This window comes from Alphaproteobacteria bacterium, assembly GCA_026400645.1.
Taxonomy (GTDB): Bacteria; Pseudomonadota; Alphaproteobacteria; order Paracaedibacterales; family CAIULA01; genus JAPLOP01.
Genome location: JAPLOP010000028.1, coordinates 35,688 through 51,751 on the forward strand (window position 1 = coordinate 35,688; position 16,064 = coordinate 51,751).

18 protein-coding genes are annotated in these 16,064 nt (G+C 45.5%); 14 read left to right on the top strand and 4 right to left on the bottom strand.

Translation table 11 applies throughout. The features are described 5' to 3' along the window. The first annotated feature begins 18 nt into the window (after window positions 1-18). Window positions 19-1,341, top strand: a complete 1,323-nt coding sequence (locus tag NTX76_04690; GenBank protein MCX7338557.1) for an AarF/ABC1/UbiB kinase family protein — start codon at window positions 19-21, stop codon at window positions 1,339-1,341. Here NTX76_04690 and NTX76_04695 read toward each other — a convergent pair. Beyond that, window positions 1,323-1,625, bottom strand: coding sequence for a YggT family protein (locus NTX76_04695; protein ID MCX7338558.1), 303 nt, complete (start codon window positions 1,623-1,625; stop codon window positions 1,323-1,325). The genes NTX76_04690 and NTX76_04695 overlap by 19 nt on opposite strands. Before the next feature lie 181 nt (window positions 1,626-1,806). Here NTX76_04695 and NTX76_04700 point away from each other — a divergent pair, with 181 nt between their 5' ends. Continuing rightward, on the top strand, window positions 1,807-2,649 hold the full coding sequence (locus NTX76_04700) for an EAL domain-containing protein (protein ID MCX7338559.1): 843 nt from the start codon (window positions 1,807-1,809) through the stop codon (window positions 2,647-2,649). A gap of 161 nt (window positions 2,650-2,810) precedes the next feature. Then, a complete protein-coding gene (locus NTX76_04705) occupies window positions 2,811-4,034 on the top strand; it encodes a D-alanyl-D-alanine carboxypeptidase (GenBank protein MCX7338560.1) in 1,224 nt (407 codons plus the stop codon). Between the two features lie 139 nt (window positions 4,035-4,173). Here the strand turns inward: NTX76_04705 and NTX76_04710 are convergent, their stop codons facing one another. After that, window positions 4,174-5,046: a PhzF family phenazine biosynthesis protein gene (locus NTX76_04710; protein ID MCX7338561.1), complete on the bottom strand. Its 873-nt coding sequence runs from the start codon at window positions 5,044-5,046 to the stop codon at window positions 4,174-4,176. A 132-nt stretch (window positions 5,047-5,178) separates the two neighbouring features. On the opposite strand from NTX76_04710, the gene rpmH reads away from it, so the two are divergent. The 6 genes from rpmH to folD all read left to right on the top strand — a co-directional run bounded on the left by rpmH (window position 5,179) and on the right by folD (window position 9,392). Next, window positions 5,179-5,313 (top strand): 50S ribosomal protein L34, encoded by a 135-nt coding sequence (gene rpmH, locus NTX76_04715; GenBank protein MCX7338562.1) that lies wholly within the window; start codon window positions 5,179-5,181, stop codon window positions 5,311-5,313. A 17-nt stretch (window positions 5,314-5,330) separates the two neighbouring features. After that, on the top strand, window positions 5,331-5,717 hold the full coding sequence (gene rnpA / locus NTX76_04720) for a ribonuclease P protein component (GenBank protein MCX7338563.1): 387 nt from the start codon (window positions 5,331-5,333) through the stop codon (window positions 5,715-5,717). A 3-nt stretch (window positions 5,718-5,720) separates the two neighbouring features. Next, window positions 5,721-6,005, top strand: coding sequence for a membrane protein insertion efficiency factor YidD (gene yidD / locus NTX76_04725; GenBank protein ID MCX7338564.1), 285 nt, complete (start codon window positions 5,721-5,723; stop codon window positions 6,003-6,005). A gap of 79 nt (window positions 6,006-6,084) precedes the next feature. Continuing rightward, window positions 6,085-7,851 carry a membrane protein insertase YidC gene (gene yidC, locus NTX76_04730; GenBank protein ID MCX7338565.1) on the top strand — a complete coding sequence of 589 codons (1,767 nt, stop codon included), beginning with the start codon at window positions 6,085-6,087 and terminating at the stop codon, window positions 7,849-7,851. Window positions 7,852-7,859: 8 nt separating this feature from the next. Next, window positions 7,860-8,507 carry a ribosome biogenesis GTP-binding protein YihA/YsxC gene (yihA, locus tag NTX76_04735; GenBank protein MCX7338566.1) on the top strand — a complete coding sequence of 216 codons (648 nt, stop codon included), beginning with the start codon at window positions 7,860-7,862 and terminating at the stop codon, window positions 8,505-8,507. Between the two features lie 15 nt (window positions 8,508-8,522). Further along, a complete protein-coding gene (gene folD, locus NTX76_04740) occupies window positions 8,523-9,392 on the top strand; it encodes a bifunctional methylenetetrahydrofolate dehydrogenase/methenyltetrahydrofolate cyclohydrolase FolD (protein ID MCX7338567.1) in 870 nt (289 codons plus the stop codon). A gap of 34 nt (window positions 9,393-9,426) precedes the next feature. On the opposite strand, the gene NTX76_04745 is transcribed toward folD, so the two are convergent. Together NTX76_04745 and NTX76_04750 are read right to left on the bottom strand one after the other, a co-directional pair. Continuing rightward, window positions 9,427-9,690 carry a Txe/YoeB family addiction module toxin gene (locus NTX76_04745; GenBank protein MCX7338568.1) on the bottom strand — a complete coding sequence of 88 codons (264 nt, stop codon included), beginning with the start codon at window positions 9,688-9,690 and terminating at the stop codon, window positions 9,427-9,429. Beyond that, window positions 9,687-9,932 carry a type II toxin-antitoxin system Phd/YefM family antitoxin gene (locus tag NTX76_04750; protein MCX7338569.1) on the bottom strand — a complete coding sequence of 82 codons (246 nt, stop codon included), beginning with the start codon at window positions 9,930-9,932 and terminating at the stop codon, window positions 9,687-9,689. The genes NTX76_04745 and NTX76_04750 overlap by 4 nt, the downstream gene beginning before the upstream one ends. A 168-nt stretch (window positions 9,933-10,100) precedes the next feature. Between NTX76_04750 and argS the strand changes: the two genes are divergently transcribed. The 5 genes from argS to NTX76_04775 all read left to right on the top strand — a co-directional run bounded on the left by argS (window position 10,101) and on the right by NTX76_04775 (window position 15,955). After that, a complete protein-coding gene (argS, locus tag NTX76_04755; protein MCX7338570.1) occupies window positions 10,101-11,855 on the top strand; it encodes an arginine--tRNA ligase in 1,755 nt (584 codons plus the stop codon). Next, entirely contained in the window at window positions 11,855-13,342 is a 1,488-nt protein-coding gene (locus tag NTX76_04760) for an SPOR domain-containing protein (protein MCX7338571.1), read from the top strand. Before argS ends, NTX76_04760 begins: the two co-directional genes overlap by 1 nt. Window positions 13,343-13,421: 79 nt before the next feature. Then, entirely contained in the window at window positions 13,422-13,994 is a 573-nt protein-coding gene (locus NTX76_04765) for a methanogen output domain 1-containing protein (protein MCX7338572.1), read from the top strand. Further along, window positions 13,994-15,280, top strand: a complete 1,287-nt coding sequence (locus NTX76_04770; protein MCX7338573.1) for a hypothetical protein — start codon at window positions 13,994-13,996, stop codon at window positions 15,278-15,280. Before NTX76_04765 ends, NTX76_04770 begins: the two co-directional genes overlap by 1 nt. Continuing rightward, window positions 15,281-15,955 carry a hypothetical protein gene (locus NTX76_04775; GenBank protein MCX7338574.1) on the top strand — a complete coding sequence of 225 codons (675 nt, stop codon included), beginning with the start codon at window positions 15,281-15,283 and terminating at the stop codon, window positions 15,953-15,955. Window positions 15,956-16,064: the final 109 nt, after the last annotated feature.

Genomic DNA, 16,064 nt, shown 5'->3' on the forward strand with positions numbered 1-16,064 from the left:
TCTTTATAGCTGTGTTTTATGATTTTGTCTAGCAATTTGAAATGGATAGTTGATTTTATGGATGATCGGTCTTTTCCCACCACGATTAAGCGTTTTTGGCAAGTGGGCAGCACCGTTGGCGGGCTGGCGGCACGTGTTGCAGGGCAACAGTATTTAGGCCGTGACATTGATGATGTTGCCTATGCGCGTGAACTAAAAGCAAAACTGGGGACCATCAAGGGACCCATGATGAAGGTGGCGCAATTCCTGGCAACAATTCCGGATGCGATTCCACCGGAATATGCGGCAGAGCTTTTGGGGCTGCAATCGCAAGCACCCGCCATGGGGATTCCGTTTGTCAGACGGCGAATGGCTGCTGAATTGGGGGCTGATTGGCAAACGCATTTCAGGGAATTTGATTTGGTGGCCCGGGCTGCGGCATCATTGGGACAGGTTCATTATGCTGTTGATTTGGCAGGTCAACCGGTTGCGTGCAAGCTGCAGTATCCCCAGATGCAATCCATGGTGGAGGCTGATCTGAGCAACCTCAAACTCGCCCTTGGGCTGTATCATGTGACGAACAAAGCGTTGGACACATCAGACGTTCAGGATGAGATTAAAAATCGTCTGTTAGAGGAGCTTGATTATCATCACGAAGCCGAACAAATGGCGATTTACCGATCGATATTTCAGGACGATCCCTATATTGGTGTTCCGCAACAGTATCCAGCATTATCAACGGGGCGCTTGTTGACGATGGAATGGATGGCCGGCGATCCGTTGCTGACATATTTGAATCATGACGAAAATTTCAGAAATCATATCGCCGATCAACTTTTTAAGGCATGGTACAAACCATTTTATCATCATGGCGTGATCCATGGAGATCCCCATCCCGGGAATTATCTTGTGACTCAAGATGGAAAGATTAATCTTTTGGATTTTGGATGTGTGCGGCATTTTCCGCCGGAATTTGTTCAGGGGGTGATTGATTTGTATCAGTCGTTTTTGCACAACCAACCCGATAAAGCCGTTCAGGCGTACGAGGCGTGGGGCTTTAAAAACCTGTCCAAGGAAATGATTGATGTGATGAATCAGTGGGCGCGGGTGTTATATGATCCATTGCTGGATAATCGTGTTCGGCCCATCCAAAATAATTTCAGCGCCTCTGCCGGGTGGGAGGCCGCCACCAAAATCCATTCCGAACTTCATCGATTGGGGGGTATTCGCCCCCCCAAAGAATTCGTGTTTATGGATCGTGCCTCCGTTGGGCTGGGGGGCGTTTTTATGCGCCTTAGAGTAGAGCGCAATTGGCACAGATTGTTCGAGGAGCTGATTGAGGGCTATCCCGGAAATTTCTGAAGGATTTTAATGAACACGCCCTGAATCAAATAAAGACCAAATACCAACGCCAATGGGGATAAATCAATATCACCCATGTTGGGCATAAAACGCCTGATAGGGACCAGGGCTGGTTCTATGATTCGGAACAAAAAAGTATGCAAACCATAAATGAATTGGTTGTACCGATTCACGATGCCGAACGCTTCTAGCCAGCCCATGATAACATATATGATCAAAAGCCATCGATATAGATCAATGATTTTGACGACAACGGCTAAAAGAGGAACAAGAATAATATCCATACGGGTCGGCATTTCGCAATAGGGTGGAGCTTTCAACTATAGGTACCGCACATTACCAAGGGATGCAAGGGATACATTTTCCCGATAAAAAACATTTTGGGTTGACAACGTATTTGCCTTGCAAATTCCCTAAAAAATGTGGTAAAAGTTTCTCGATTTACTAAAATTTATGGAAAAATTGATGAGAAGCACGCAGGTTCATGAAGCACAAATGGCGAAACACTTAACAAAAGCTATTCATCATGGCAGCCTGTCCTTGTTTGCTCAGCCAAAATTACACTTGGCGTCTGGTAGAATTGTGGGGGCCGAAGTTTTGTTGCGTGTCCCGCAAAGCGCATTTCTTACAGTGCAAAAAAACAGTCGACTTTCAGATCAAAAAATCTTGATTAGCCCCATTTCAACGGATAAATGGGTCCAGGCGGCGCAAAACCGGGGGCTTATGAGGCCGCTATCAGAATGGGTTATTAAGGAAGTTTTTCATCATCTGGGACAAAGCAATTTTCCAAAGATACCGCTGGCCGTTAATGTTCCGCCCAGCCTTTTGACGCCCCGATTTGCGCATTTTCTTGAAGCCTGTGCCGAGGAAAGCGGGATCCCTTTGTCGTTTCTTGAAATTGAGATCACGGAATCTCAAAAGCCATTTAACCTGAAAGTTATCAACCAAACGGTTCAAAAGCTTCGTGCTATGGGTGTCAAGGTTATGATCGATGATTTTGGAAGCGGCTATGCAACAATGCGGTATTTGGTGGATGTTGTTGTCGATGCGGTCAAGATTGACAAGGATTTTGTACAAAAGGCCGCAACATCACAAAGCGCGCATTTGATATTGAAGTCATTGATCTCCCTGGCAAAGGAAATGGACGTTTCTGTGATTTGCGAAGGGGTCGAGACGATGCAGCAATTGTCCGCGGTCCAGGAATTGGGATGTGACGTTGTTCAGGGATTTTTTATCAGTCATCCTATGCGCATTGATGAATTTTTTAACAGCCGTGCCAATTCTTACCCAAGCATCAGAATTCAATAGTTAATAAATAGTTAATAATTCATAAAATTTTTGATTTATTTTACGATTATTCGCGATGTTTTTGAAAAATGCCCTGTATAATGAATATTATCCATAAAGGTTGACAAAAATACCCTTATCCGTTTAAATAAGAGCAACAGAGAGAAACCTGGTTACTTATAGTGCTTCTTAAAATTTGCCTTTTGACTGTATTTATTGTTGCCGGGTTGATGTCGGATCTTTGGGCGGGACCAAAGGGGACAAGTGGGCGCTATGCAGCCGTTGTTCTGGATGAAAAAACTGGCAAAATTCTGCATGCGGAAAACGCCAATGATGCGCGTCATCCTGCTTCGTTAACAAAAAAAATGACACTTCTCCTTTTATTTGAAGCATTGAAAAGTGGCGACATCAAGCTGGAAACTCGCTTTAAAACATCGAAACTAGCGACCATTCAAATTCCAACAAAACTTGGGCTGAGAGAGGGTGACTCGATCAGTGTTGAGTGCATTATTAAATCGCTTGTGACGCAGTCGGCGAATGATGCTGCAGTCGTTGCGGCAGAAGGCTTGGCTGGAAGTCTGGAAAATTTTGTTGCGCGTATGAATCGGACAGCAAAAAGGTTGGGTATGAATCAGACGCGTTTTTACAATGCGTCGGGTGTCCCTGATTCCAGACAGGTAACAACCGCTTACGATATGGCCGTTTTGGGGCGTGCGCTGTATAAAGATTTCCCCGAATATTATCCCTATTTCAAAACAGTGAGTTTTCAATATCAGGGGCGATCCTACAGAAATCATAATCATATGCTGGGGGATTTTCCAGGTTTAGATGGCATCAAAACTGGTTTTGTGAATGCGTCTGGATTTAATATCAGTACATCGGCCGTTCGAATGGATTCTGCAAATCAGCCTCGGCGTCTTTTTGCTGTTGTTATGGGTGGAACAAGTTGGCGAAGCCGCGATAAGCAGGCTGCCCAATTGCTAGAGGCAAGCTTTCGCAAGATCGGCGCGCAGTCAACGGGAACCTTAAGCGGTACCCTTGCAAGAAGTTTGTTGGCGCCGGGAACGAAAAGCAGTTCTGTTTCATCAAGAAAATCTAATGGTGTGCCCGCTGATGATGGCCAGGGCTATAACCAAGCCAAAGCAGACCTACATACAATTCTTTTGTCCCAGCATGCGGAAACTATTTCGCTGCCGGTTGTGACTGCCCATCAATGCAAGACACCTGAAGTTTCGGGGCAAAGCAAGGCAGCTGTCCTGCCGGCCCAATGGGTGATCCCGCAGGCGTCTGGGGAAATAAGTACTCAAAAAACCGTTTTGACGACTGCAAAGCAGAAAAATTTCGTCAAGCCCATAAAAAATACTAAAAAACTAAAGCGCAAAATAAGTGCACGGCGATGGGCTTAAGGTTTATTAGTGCCATTTTCAAAAATTGTTGATCAATTGTTTAAATTCCTGGATAGCCACGTCGGACTTCGTCCTCCTCGCTATGACGTCATGGCGAGTGAGCGGAGCGAGCGTGGCCATCCAGGAAACTTACTCATAATTATGAAAATAGTCCAAGGGTGCCCTCTCCGACTGTGATGGCCTGCCCGGAAATTGATACGCGGTCACCTTGTGTGGCCACTCTTAATACGCCGCCCCGACGAGAGGCTTGATGCGCCAAAAGCGTGTCTTTCCCCAATGCAGCGGCCCAAAATGGCGTCAGGCGACAATGGGCAGACCCGCAAACGGGATCCTCTGGGATTCCAACTTTTGGCGCAAAATAGCGTGAAATAAAATCATAGCGTCCATTCGCGTAAGAATCATCAGATCGAGCCGTCACAATAATTGCCCGACAGGATAGCTGTTCTATTAGATGTAGGCTTGGATCCATGGATAACACTTCTTCTGTTGAGGACAGAACAACAAGGTACACCGTTTCATCCTTGTGGACGGACTGCACGCAGACATCCCCAAGGGCAGTCATTAGCAATTCGGGCATGGGGCAGGGGGCAACCAGACGGGTCGGGAAATCGAGCGTAATCCACCCCTGCTGATCTTTTTGTTTACACGCTGTTAAGGGTCCGCCCAGGGAATCAAACGTAATCAGATTGGTTCTGGCAATTTTTTGTTCCCACAAAACATGGGCGGACGCCAGCGTTGCATGTCCACATATGGGGGCTTCGTCCCGCGGGGAAAACCATCGGATGTGAAAATGCGTGTCGGATTTTTGTTCAACGAATGCCGTTTGCGACCAGTTCATTTCGGCTGCAATGTTTTGCATAAAATCAGTTGATGGAAAGGATTGAACCAAACAAACCCCGGCTGGATTCCCCTGGAATGGGGTATTTGTAAACGCATCCACCAACCAAATTCTTAACGCTTCCCCTTTTATCGTAGCCCCCAAAACACTCTGCCTTGCTTTAAATGGAATCACATAAAAAATAGCATACAATTTTTTGTTCCAAGAGAACAGTTAATATGCTAACATCCAAACAATTGTTGAGAGAGGATACCCTTCTGGGTATTTATTAGTTTTACGTACGCGTACCCGAAAGGTGATAATAAAGTGAAAAGAACATACCAGCCAAGCCGCATCGTCAGAAAACATCGTCATGGATTTAGAGCGCGCATGGCAACAGTTGGCGGACGTCGCATTATATCTGCTCGTCGTGCAAAGGGCAGAACAAAGCTATCAGCTTAGTTTTACCAAGCGCCATCATGTCAGTAACCCGTTTAAAAAAACGCACGGAATTTTTGCGGGTTTCAAAAGAACGAATCATAGCCCGAATGCCGACGGTGATGGTGCAATGTTGCCCGGTTGTTGAGCCTGCGGAACAAACGCGGGTGGGTTTTACAGCCAGCCGACGGGTCGGGAATGCTGTCCACAGGAATCGTGCAAAGCGACGCCTTAGAAATATCATTGACAATAGGATAACAAGTCTGTTATTAAGCCTTAGTGCTCCTGCATGTGACTTTGTGTTTATTGCAGTAAAGGCGACAGCGTCAGCGGATTTTTCAAAGTTGACGACTGATGTAGAACGTGGCGTTTCATATTGTTTGCGTCAGGTTCTATCAAGGTATCCTAATCATCCCACAGGAGAATGATAGATGGCGCGTACGATTATCGGACTGATTCATTGTTATCGTTGGATTATATCCCCTTTTTTGGCACAAGGTTGCCGTTTCGAGCCAACATGTTCGCGATATGCGATCAATTCAATAGAATGTCATGGCCTTTTTAAGGGCCTTTGGTTGACAATCAAGCGCCTTTTGCGCTGCCATCCGTATGAAAAATTATCGGAACAAATTGGAAAATCGTGGGGATATGACCCGGTTCCCGAAAAAGAGCCAGCAAACACACTGATTCTTGGACCAGAAACAACGCATTCCTAAAACAAGTTGCTCCTTGTGAAAAAATCCCGTACCTTTTATAGAAATCTATTAACAAAACGTTAGTTTTAGTGAAGTTGTAATGTCTGATCAGAAAAATTTAATTGTCGCCGTCGGCCTTTCTATCCTTATTTTGGTTGGGTTTAACTATTTTTATGAACGCCCCAAAAGCCTGGAGCTTCTTAAGCAGGCTGAAATAGCGGCCACCCAGGCACCCTTGACAGCTGGAATTCAACAAGCTGAACCTGTAAAAGAAATTTTATCGCGTCAAAAGGCGCTGACCAAAACAGAACGGGTTTCTATCGATGCTTTGAAAGTTCGGGGATCTATTAATCTTAAGGGAGGCGTTTTGGATGACCTGGTTTTGGTCAATTATCATGAGAAACCTGATCCAGCAAGTCCTGAGATTGTTCTACTTTCTCCGCTAAATACCAAGGAACCGTATTATGTTCGTTTTGGGTGGGTTGGCCAGGCCAGCGATCAGCTTAACGGTCAGGCAAGCGATTTACCCGGCGATGATACACAATGGAAAATTTCCGAAAAAACCCCCCTGCAAACAGGTAAGCCGATTAAATTGCAGTGGCAAAATAGCGACGGATTGAAGTTTGAGAGAAGTTTTGAAATCGATGATAATTATCTGTTCACCGTAACAGACCGTGTTATTAATACGGGAAAAACAGACGTTTCGTTGGTTCCGTATAGCGAGGTTGTTCGTGTTGGAACCCCTGTAACAAGCGGATATTATATTTTACACGAAGGGGCCCTGGGCGTTTTGAATGGCCGTTTGAATGAATTTGACTATCCAAAGCTTCAAAAAACAGGAATGGTCAAACAGGAAACGACGGGCGGCTGGGTTGGTTTCACGGACAAATATTGGTTGGTCGCGCTGATTCCGGATCAAAAGCAACCGGTCCATATATCGTTCGCCAACAAACCAGCGGGACAGTCGTATCATTGTGGATTAACAGTCGATTCCCAGGTCGTGAAGCCAGGTCAATCGTTGGAATTCAAGCAATATGTCTTTGCCGGGGCGAAGGTTCTGCAAATCCTCGATCAATACGAAGAAAAAATGGGATTCGACCATTTTGATCTGGCTGTTGATTTTGGGTGGTTTTATTTTGTAACTAAACCTTTGTTTTACGTGCTTGATTTCTTGCGTCAGATTTTGGGAAATATGGGGTTGGCCATTATTGTGCTGACTGTTTTTGTGAAATTGCTTTTCTATCCATTGGCCAACAAGTCCTTTAAATCTATGGCCAGGATGAAAGCTTTGCAACCACATATAGAGCGCATCAAAGAAAAGCACGGCGACGACAAAATGCGCGTGAACCAAGAAATGATGGAGCTTTACAAAAGGGAAAAGATTAACCCTGTGGCCGGGTGTTTGCCGATGCTGATTCAGGCCCCCATATTTTTCTGCTTGTACAAAGTTTTCTTTGTCACGATTGAAATGCGGCATGCTCCCTTTTATTTATGGATTCATGACCTATCAGCGCCTGATCCAACATCCTTTTTTAATCTTTTTGGATTATTGCCGTTTGATCCACCGTCTTTCTTGATGATTGGTGTATTGCCATTGTTGATGGGTGTGACGATGTTGTTGCAGCAAAAAATGAACCCGCAGCCGACTGATCCGGTGCAGGCAAAAATGATGATGTTGATGCCGGTATTCTTTACCTATTTATTCGCATCATTTCCGGCTGGTTTGGTGATTTATTGGGCATGGAGTAACATTTTGACGATTGCACAACAGTACGTTATCACGCGCATGGTCCCAAAGGTGGTCCCAAAGCCAAGTCCACTGGCGATTGCAAAGAAAACATCTAATACTCATAAAAAGAAAAAATAATGATTCTGATGGAGCAACCTGAAAACAAAGAACAGGACTGGGCGGATTGGTTTTTCGTCCAGGATTGCACGTTCATTATGGGCGTTGTCAAACTGCAGGATCTGCCTGAATTTGGATTGCCGGAGGTTGCCTTTATCGGTCGATCAAACGTTGGAAAGTCAAGCTTGATCAATGGGTTGGTTGGTCGCAAAAAGATTGCCCGTACATCAAACACGCCGGGCCGCACGCAGGAGTTAAACTTTTTCTCCCTAGCTAATATGCTGTTGCTTGTTGATTTGCCCGGTTATGGGTACGCAGAGGCCCCAAAAAAGCTTGTTGAGAAATGGCAAAAGGTGATGAAGGGATACCTTCGGGGTCGGCCAACTCTGCAGCGCGCCTATTTGCTGATCGACAGCCGTCATGGAATCAAAGAAAACGACATTGAAATGATGAAAATGCTGGACGAGGTTGCCTTGTCTTACCAGATCATCTTGACCAAATTTGATAAATTAAAAATATCAGAACAGAATGCCGTTTATGAAAAAACACAAGCACAGGTCAAAGAACATCCAGCAGCCCATCCGGTTGTTATAGCGACAAGCTCTGCCACCGGTCATGGGATGGGTGCCCTTCGACGCGAGATTGCGCATTTTGCCCAAAAACCTGCAGCAGAATAATCCACGGTTCTTTCCATGACGACAGCGAAACTTATCGACGGTTATGCGATTGCCGAAAATTTGCGGGCGCAAATCCGATTAGATGTTGATGTTTTCAGGGATCGATTGGGGGTGGCGCCAGGATTGGATGTTATTCTGGTTGGTGACCAAGCCCCCAGTCAAATCTATGTTCGAAACAAACAAACAGCTTGCGCCACTGTTGGGATACGATCGACGGTGCATCGCTTGCCTGGTGATGTGGACGAACTGGAATTGATTGCCCTTATTAAACGACTGAATGTGGCAACGGGTGTTCATGGGATTTTGATTCAGTTACCACTGCCGCCCCATCTTGATACCCAAAAAATTCTGGAAGTAATTAATCCTCTAAAAGATGTTGATGGGCTGCATCCTTATAACCTGGGTCGATTGATCGCGGGTCAGCCTGTATTGACGCCCTGCACACCCCAGGGGTGTATGCATTTGATTTGCTCTGTCTTGCCGAGCCTGAGTGGCATGCGCGCGACCATCGTTGGGCGATCGGTGCTGGTTGGAAAGCCCCTGATGATTATGCTGATGAATGCGGATGCAACCGTTACCATGGCGCATTCCAGGACGTGTGACCTGATGCAGGTTTGCGCCCAATCCGACGTCCTGGTTTGTGCGATCGGAAGCCCTGGTTTCATCACGGCTGATTATATTAAGCCCGGTGCTGTTGTGATTGATGTTGGGATCAATCGAGTCCAGCAAACAACCGGGGAACATATCATCCGGGGCGATGTGGATTTTAGCGGTGCGCTTACAAAGGCTGGGTTCATAACCCCGGTGCCACGGGGCGTTGGCCCCATGACGATTGGCTACTTGTTGGTGAACACGATCAAGGCTGCGCAGTTGCAGGTGGGATGAGTATTTCGTAATAATACTCATCAACTGTCTGTATTTATTCGTAATGAGTCCACATCCGAATAATTTTGACAGCTTTTTCATTTTCGTAAACTTGATAAACAAGCCGATGCTGTATGGTAATGCGACGATAATAAGCCCCGGCCAAATCACCAACAAGTTTTTCATAGGGAGGATAATTATGAAAGGGATCCTTGGTCAGCCTTTCCAACACGGTTTCCACTTTTTCTTTCAAGCCAGCCTGCTTTATTTTTTGCGCATCTTTTTGAGCCTGCCTTGTAAAATACAGCGTATAGATCATGACCAGTTTAGCGATGTATCTGATTTTTCTAAAGGTTCCCTTATCCCTTGATAAATTGAGTCACGCATCCCAGGGATAGAGAGCAAATGAATCGTTTCCTGCAACGAACGCCAATCATCCTCCGCAACTAAAACGACGCTGTGGCGCTTACCTTTTATAAGGGTAGGTTCATGATTGATGTTGGTTTCGTCTATTAATCTATAAAAATTAGCCCGGGCTTCGCTGGCTGTCAAAATTGCCATTCAATTTTTCCTTATCATTCGCCTTATGCGACAACAATAACGTACGCTTATACGTACGTCAACTTTTTTAAGAGCCTGAGCAGGGAATAATATTGTCCCAAGCCTTATAAGTATAGTACTGTTAGAATCATTTTTACATTTACACAAAATACCTTTGAGCATACACAGATGAGCGTTTTTAGTTTTTTCCAAGACTCTATTCATAAAATTGTTAATCAGTTGGCAGAACAAGAAGGGTGGGCACTTCCCAGTGATTTAAAAAAATTCATGGTTGAACCAACGCGCGACCCCGTTCATGGTGATATCGCAACGAACGTTGGCATGGTGCTGGCCAAACCTCTGGGGATTAATCCACGCGAATTGGCGCAAAAAATTGCCCAAAAACTGGGTGCCCTGGACTGTGTTGAAAAAACTGACGTGGCGGGCCCTGGATTTATCAATTTAAAGCTGACGGATTCTTTTTGGCATGACCAGCTTTGGGAATTGCTTGATCAAGGTCTGAATTACGGGGATTCGACCATCGGTCAGGGGCAAAAACTGAATGTGGAATTTGTTTCTGTAAATCCAACCGGCCCCCTGCATACAGGTCATGGCAGAAATGCTGTTTTGGGGGATGCAATTGCATCCTTATTGCAAAAGGTTGGGTATGACGTTTTTCGGGAATACTATGTCAATGATGCCGGGGGTCAGATTAATGCCCTGGCGCGGTCTGTACACCTGCGGTATCAAGAAGCATTGGGCCATGAAATATCCCCATCGTCATTCACAGAAGGCATGTATGGCGGCGATTACCTGGTTCCCCTTGGAAAAGCCCTGGCGGAAAAATATGGCTCCCAATGGCTTGATTGTCCGGAATCAGAATGGCTAGAAATCTTCCGTATCTATTCTGTTGATGCCATGATGAAAGATATTCGATCTGACTTGGCATCCCTTGGGGTTTGTATGGATATCTATACATCCGAACGGGAATTGGTCAAGGCTGGTTTGATTGAGGAAACCTTAAAAATCCTCGAGGAACAAGGCGATGTGTATAAAGGTGTGCTAACCCCCCCAAAGGGTTTCGTTGTGGATGATTGGGAAGAACGCCCCCAAACCCTTTTTCGGGCAACAACATACGGGGACGATATCGATCGCCCATTGTGCAAATCAGATGGATCGTGGACTTATTTTGCAGGGGATATTGCTTACCATGTCGATAAGGTCCGCCGTGGTTTTTACCACATGGTTAACGTAATGGGGGCCGATCACAGTGGATATGTTAAGCGTCAGCTGGCCGCCGTCAAGGCTGCAACCCAAGGGGCGGGTAATCTAGAGATTAAAATCTGCCAGATGGTTAATTTTTTGGATAATGGCGTTCCGGTGCGTATGTCAAAAAGGGCCGGCGTTTTTATCACGATCAGCGATGTTATCGACCGTGTTGGCAAGGATGCCACGCGATTCATGATGATCTCAAGACACCAAGATATGCCCGTTGATTTTGATTTTGTAAAAGTGTTAGAGGAATCAAAAGATAACCCAATTTTTTACATACAATATGCACATGCGCGGATTTGTTCTGTTCTAAGGCATTCCAAGACTGTGTTTCCGGATCTTGATTTGACTGACATAAATGCGGCCCCGCTGAAAATCTTGACCGACGACAGTGAACTGTCCATGATCAGAATACTAGCAGATTGGCCACGACAGGTTGAATTGGCCGCACAGGTTAGGGAACCCCACCGTGTGGCAACTTTTTTGCATGATGTGGCATCACAATTCCATTCCCTGTGGAATAAGGGAAAGGATAACACGCACTTGCGATTCATAGACCCGTCCGACCAAGAAGCAACAAAAGCAAGGCTTGCCCTTATCACTGGGGTGAAATCAGTAATAGCCGGTGGTTTGACGCTGTTGGGCATTAAGCCAGTAGAGGAGATGAGATAATGACACATTCTAAAATACATTCTGGGGCAAATGGCGGGTCACGATTTATTTTCGGTGGTCGCAAAAACAACAACTCTGCAGCGCACAATCAGCGGGATAACGAAATTTATCTGAACAAAGGGATGGCGCATCATGGCAACGCGGAACGTGATCTTTATCGCAACAGCAACCATCATCCCTATAGGGACCAAGATGATTCACGCCTGGGCGAACCAAGATTGGGAGAGCCAAGATTGGGAGAACCAAGGCTATCCATCCGACCAACAGACAGGGAATCGATAGACCCCTTTGATCATTACCAAGGTTTTCGCCCAGGATTTCGCAAAGAATTTAACCCTGAATTTGCCCCTGAATTTGCTCCTGGTTTTAATCAAGAATCCGAACGTGCCCCGCAAAGAAGCGAGGAATTTTTTTCCCCACAATTGTCACCTCAGCTGTCGCCCCATAGGCATGCACATGCTAATCCCATCGGGCATCGCGACGATTTTCATCCATTGCGTCTTTATGATCAAAAACAACACAATAATAAAGAAGACCTAAAAACACTTTCATTTTGGCAAGAGGACGATGCCCTGCCAGAAGATACTCAGGAAGAATGGTCCGAACGATCGTCGCCATTAAAGTTTGTTCTGACCATATCGGGATTGGTCGTGTTCGCAAGCATCGCGTGGTTTTCTTACCGGTGGGCCAGTCAACCCAGCACAGACAGCATTCCCTTGATTCAGGCAGAACAAGGCCCCTTTAAGGTAAAGCCAGAAAGCCCAGGCGGAACGAATGTCCCACACCAAGATATGCTGGTATACAGGCGATGGGAACCAAATTCGGGGACCCAGGTGGAACAATTATTACCGCCAGATCAACAATCAACCGTTATGCCGGCGCCGATGCCTATGCAGGCACAGCAATATCCGACGTATGACCCTCAGCAGCAAACTGCCCAACCTGGGTATGCTCAGCCAGGATATAATCAACCGGAATATGCCCCGCAGCCCTATGCCACAAATGTTGCCCCAGGAGGAGGTTACCAGCAGCAACCCATGATGCCCCCTCCAGCGATGTTACCTTATAATGGGCAACAGCCGATGCCCTATGGATATGGGGTAATAGTGCCTGGACAACAGCCCATCCAGCAGCAACAAATCCAACAGCCCATTCCGCAGCAACCCATGATGCAGGCAACCATTCCTCCTGTGCCAGCGGCGGACACCGTTCAACAAGTCCAGGCAGAAAAACCAAAAGCAGTTCCAGGATTCTATATCCAAATGAGCACACTTGAAACCGAAACCCTTGCCAAGGCGGAATCCAACAAGCTTCGTAAAAAACACGCCAATGAACTTATGGATTGTGAATTGGTTATCCGCCCGCAAGCAACCAATTCCGGAAAGGAAGCGTATGGTGTTTTGGCCGGACCCTTTCCATCACGAAATGAGGCTGCGCGGAAATGTAGCAAAATGGGGAACAGCTGCCGCGTAACACAAATGCCATAAAGTTTTGGGATATCTTCTTGCGGTCTTTTAGCAAACATGCCATATATACTCTAAATTCACAGGAATGAGAGATATGTAAATGGATTGTATTCCGCAAGAAGGGCCCGTTTCTAACGAAACATTAGATGCGCAACCCCGGCATCCACTGACCGACAAAGTATTTTTCCTATCTACAATCCTAGAGGAACTTGTCGGGGCCATTGAATCCCTTGTTGGATTTGAGGAGGCCGCGGGATTAATGCACATCGTTGGGCACAATATTGCCGAAAAAGTACACCCTCATTCAGAAGAAGGGCACCTCTTGACGGCCGATCAGGCGCTTTCCATTTTTAATGACTGTATGAAAGCAAAGGGTGGGGAGGCTTATTTGCTTTCACCAGATCCAGATAAAAGGGTGATAAAAATCAAAGAGTGCCTTTTTGGAAAGGAACATGTTAAGAATCACCCTTCACTTTGCAAACTAACAACCAGCATTCTTGGCAGGTTTATTGCCCAAAACCATGGATACAGCCGAATAGAAATCAAAGAAACGATTGCCCAGGGCTGCGCGGAATGCCATATAAATATTGATCTTAAGCCAAGTTCCGATACTGAAAGCAGCCATGGCATTGAATTCTTTGGGGACGCATTTCTGTTTGATGGATCCAAATAATGATAAAGGAAAGACTCGAGCTTTTTCATTCCCTTTATGATCCGATCGAACGATTTATCATCATAGTCGATAAAATGGGTTCCATCGTTGCCGCCAACAAACTCGCCATTCAAAAATTACAAAAAAGCGAAGATGACCTTCTGAAAACGGAGCTTCATCAATTGGCGATTACCAGCCAAAAGGAAATACAGGCCTACCTTAGGGTGTGTTACAGCACGACACAATTCGTTCCCGGAACATTGATTCTAAAATACGATAACGACAAAACGCTGGACCTTAGGACCTATGGAAATCGATATAAATTTCCTAAAGCAAAAGATACCCCAGATGCCAACCAAGATAATCAATCCTATGTTATCATCCGGGCCATCAAAAAGCAGGACGCTATTTCTTCATATGCTTTTCTTAGGGAAAAACTGAACAACGAAACATCAGAAAAAATAAAAAAATACAACCTTGTTCAGCAAAAAAAATTAGCTGCTGTTAATGATACTCTCCTTCAAAAAAACGAAACTCATGAATTTACCGAATACTGCAAAACATGGTTTCTGAGTCGACTGTTACAAGATTTTCACCTTCCTATTAATAAGATCTACGAACGCTGCAAAGAACTTTCTCGGTTGACTGGGTCCGATTCTTCCTCGGTAACCAACAATTTTGAATCCTTATATGGATATATCAAGGAAATTTTGGCGCTTGTCGGAACAATGGAGGAAACCCTTAAGGATGAGAAAGCCCCCATCATTATCGAAGAAAGCATTGATCTACAAGAAGCCGCTGCGGATGTTGTTCATTCATTTTGCGCAGAACATGGGATCAAAGAAGATGACATAGAGCTGGTGGATCATCCTAATTTTCCATGGCTTCGTGCCAATAAAAAAATAATTCAAAAAATCATCACGATGTGCCTTGGTTGCCTGCAGGACCTAAGGATGCCTGGCATGCCATTAGCCATAGAATTCCGCCTTTCTTCCAGTGGAAAGGGGGTCATTTCCCTGTCCATGGGGGAAAGCCAATCATCGATATCATATTTGCAAAGCCATAATGAAAGCATCCTGACCAAAAACTATGAAACAAAAATGGACAAAAAAATAAATTCAGCGCTGTTGCTCAGTAAAAAACTGATGGCCGCCCATGGTGGCAAACTTATTTGCAGCGTTCAACGCGACCAGGGGGCATCCATTAGCCTGATATTTCCGGAGGATCGGTTAATAGGGGTTTCCTGCCCAATCAATCGTTCGGGTTTTGGGGAAAGTCATTTTGACATGGCCCGGGCTACCAATTAATTGTTGTTAGGGGCCCGTCATTCGTTTCCAACATTTTCCTTGGAATTCAAAAGCCTAAAACAAAATTGGCATTCATGCCCGCTGTTGCTTGTTTTTATCATATCCCTATTGTCTTTTTCGGCAGAACAACAAACGGGACTGGTCGTCCCCCCGTGGTTTACGCCAACGGTATTCATATTTTATTCGTGGATCGCCATGAATACATTCCACAGTGCATTAACAGTGGATTTCATCGATGGCAGCCTTGATTGGTTAGTCAGCCAAAAAATGGCACCATGTACGTATTTTATGGGAAAAATGGCGGCGTTTTTAATAACGATTATATGTCCGGCCCTTGTCACTGTCCTTGGTATTTCTTTAATCGTGCCCGTCCTAAACAGCCCTATCGCGACCTGCCTTGCACTGTTTTTGAGTGCCATACAAATCACAGCTTTGTCGGCTGCTTTATCGATAACGCCCCCCTTTCAAAAAGACGATGGGGCCAAAATTACCCTGCCTCTGTCGTTATTGCCGCTGCAGATACCCGCGCTTTTGCTTGTGATACACGTGGATCAGGCGGCTGAAAAACTGCCAGCACTATGCATCCTTTCGGGTCTTTGTCTTTTTAGTACGGCGATCGGCCTTGTTGCGTTTAATTATTCCATGTGTGCGGCGACAACTAGAATTCCCTTCTAACGACAACTAGAATTCCCTCTTTTTACGGGCATTAAAATAGCCTTAAGAACCAGTTAAAGTGACGTTTTTAAGCGTTGATGAAAACTGGAGCAAAAAGGTTTGACCGTTA